Origin of the sequence: Mycobacterium sp. SMC-21, assembly GCF_045310825.1 — a bacterium.
Classification (GTDB): Bacteria; Actinomycetota; Actinomycetes; order Mycobacteriales; family Mycobacteriaceae; genus Mycobacterium.
Window position 1 is genome coordinate 1 of record NZ_JBJIAO010000084.1, and the last position, 2,690, is coordinate 2,690.

3 protein-coding genes are annotated in these 2,690 nt (G+C 59.6%); 1 reads left to right on the forward strand and 2 read right to left on the reverse strand.

The window, feature by feature from the left end; all coding sequences use genetic code 11:
- Positions 1-251: 251 nt before the first annotated feature.
- Together ACJH6H_RS29580 and ACJH6H_RS29585 are read right to left on the reverse strand one after the other, a co-directional pair.
- The gene (locus ACJH6H_RS29580) at positions 252-746 is read right to left on the reverse strand and encodes a hypothetical protein (protein ID WP_406776375.1); all 495 of its coding nucleotides are present in this window, start codon (positions 744-746) and stop codon (positions 252-254) included.
- Positions 747-762: 16 nt separating this feature from the next.
- Entirely contained in the window at positions 763-1,863 is a 1,101-nt protein-coding gene (locus tag ACJH6H_RS29585; RefSeq protein WP_406776376.1) for a helix-turn-helix domain-containing protein, read from the reverse strand.
- A 532-nt stretch (positions 1,864-2,395) separates the two neighbouring features.
- Here ACJH6H_RS29585 and ACJH6H_RS29590 point away from each other — a divergent pair.
- Positions 2,396-2,641, forward strand: a complete 246-nt coding sequence (locus tag ACJH6H_RS29590; RefSeq protein WP_406776377.1) for a hypothetical protein — start codon at positions 2,396-2,398, stop codon at positions 2,639-2,641.
- Positions 2,642-2,690: the final 49 nt, after the last annotated feature.

A 2,690-nucleotide genomic window follows, 5' to 3' on the forward strand; every position in this document is an offset into this window, starting at 1 on the left:
GCCATCGTGGTGGATCATCTCGCTTCCCCCGCCAACCTTGCGGGATTCAGCGTGTCCAACACACGGGGTCAAGTCCCAACCTTCGATGGCCCCCATTGCGTCCTTCGGATCGTCTGGTGATTGCGCTCTCCTGGAGCCGGAATAAGGACCGCCGATACGACGCCGAATGCAGCGGCGCTTATGGCAAGCGCACGATGGGGGCGACAGACGGGCGAAGCTTTCAATTCAGGCAGGCGGACTCGCTCCTAGATTCAGCCGAACAACTCAGATCCCGACTTCACTGGCAACCACATCCCGGTTCCCAGGAGTGCGTCAACCAGGGCGACAGTCTTGCTCTCGTCTTGATCAAAGATGGATTTGTGCGCATTTGCAACGAGTCTCATCGTGTCTAGAAACGGAACTTTGCGCGCGATTGCTTCTGCCACAGCGGCGCGCTCGTCAATCACAGCAACGAGTTTGCGATGCTTCGCGCACGCAATCACCGCACATTCGCCCATGTGTTCTTTAGTGCCGCCTCCAAGCACTACTTTCACTTGCATCGCCGTCCACTCCTCATCTGAGGTTAGGAATATCCGACCGGCCCACGTCGTGGAACCCACGGTGGGCACGCCGACGTGCAGATTTCTAGCTGCATCGATTTCCAGTTCGACTTCACGCGGGATGAGCACCACACCCTGCGGCGCCAATGCTTGCAGGATGTGCCCGTATCCAGCCCGGCAGAAGTGAGTGAAAGTGCTGGTGTCCATCACCCACTGCGTGCCCTCAGTCACCGCCAACCGCGAATAGCTTTCGCACGCTATCGAGGGATTCTGCCTCCCGTTCCGGTAGGTCTTCGCGTTTCATTGTTCCGCGTAGCAACTCGATGGTTCGCGCTGCGGTCAGCCGGCCCGATGTGTAGCCCTCTACGCAAGCCGCTGCGAAACCCGGCGAGACGTAGGGACATTTTGGCTCGTCGTCCCATGACAACTTGAGTGCGACGTAATCGCCATGGCGAGGCTCTCGGTCGAGCAGGGACTGCCGCGTCTCGTACGAGATCAAACCTAGATTTCTCAGCTGGCTGACGACAGCTGACCAACTCAGCCTGAATATTGATCCCACCGCCAGGGCACGATCGCGAACACTCCACTCGTCGTGCTCGTTCCATATTTTTTGAACTCCCGCGCGTGGGGCGAGAAAATGGATGGCGAATGCGTTGATCATCTTCTCGTGATCGTCGCCAGTCGAGCCGTCGTACGCATCGCCACAAATCCAGTGGCCCAGTTCGTGTGCGAGCGTCATACGCCGTCTTCCGGATTTGGCTTCTCCGTTGACGACCGAAACCGCCAGCCCATCGCGAACCTCGACACACCCGCCATCTGGGCCGTTTTCCCCTAGCGCGGCGGCGTAGGTGACTAGGCCCACCCGCTCGCAAACGTCAGCTAGGTGGTAAATCGGGCCAGTGTCCAACTGAAGGCGATCGCGCACTCGCCGCGCTAGATCCTCAGCTTGAGAGAAGTCCTGAGGTGTCCGGACCTCTTGACTTCTGGTTACGGCCTGAAGCAAACCAAGATCGAACAACGTTTGCGCATCGCTGGCGAACACCTCTATCTCGTCGTCGAGGGCCTGTGAAGTCTCGTCTGAACGTGTGTTATCGGACCTGCGACTGACTACTGCCGGCAAGGGTTCGCTTACGAAAAAAGCTAGAGGTCGACGCAGGGCCTCTGCGATAGCCACCATCTCCGTCATAGCAAGCTTCCGCTCGCCTTTCTCGGCTCGACCCAGTGCCGTACGCTCCATTTTCACCATTTCGGCGAGCTTGCTCTGAGGTATACCGGCGTGTTCTCGCGCTCGGGCAACCCGTTGTCCAAGCGTCAGGTGGTCCATGTGTGGGATTTTCCCACACAAGGATCAAACTTGTCGAGGTTACGGGCCTTGACCTGGTTAAACACCCCGGGGAACGGCCCGGCCGGGCCGTGACTGTCTGAGCCGAAGGCCATCGCCAGCCTGAATGAGGATCCGCATCTGTGGGCCCGCACCCTCTACGACGAACTCAATGACCTCGGGTTCGAGCTTCGCGACGCTTAAATGAGTGTTTCCACCGAAGACGTCTAATCTCGGCGAGCCTCGCCATCCTCGCGGTGCGGAGGCCACCACGCGTCGCTTTCCTGGGGGGCAGAATATCGTCCGTCGACATTCGGTCCACCGCTTCCCGGAGTGCAAGAGGTGTGTGCTCGTCTGGTGCTGAAGCGTGGCGGTAGGCGACAGCCGCGATGTTCTTATGGGCGGGGAGAGGATGTCGGTCGGAGCCAAGTGCGCGCGACCGCGCGAGGTCAGCGTGTCGATGACTCGTTGGACTTTCGGGCGAATGTGCTTGCGGTGGTGGCCGCGAACCAGGGCGGGGTTCTATCGTTCGGCCATGGTTAAGAGAGCGCGAACCCGCCATTCGAACACCGAGCGAGAGCTGGCCAACATGGCCGATGGCGTGATTCTCACACGTGCACTGGCCGGTATTGCCGAGGTGAAGGTGTGGAAGCTTGAGACGCTATCGGCGGGTGGCGACGACATTGATGAGCTTGAGCGCGCCGAGGCTTCGGCGGAACTCACTAAGGCTCTGTGTACGTACGGCAAGCAGGTCGGAGCAATGATCAGAACCTGTGGATGAGCCTCGGCGAGGCGGCGTAGGAAAGGGCGCACCTTCCCGAGGATGATCT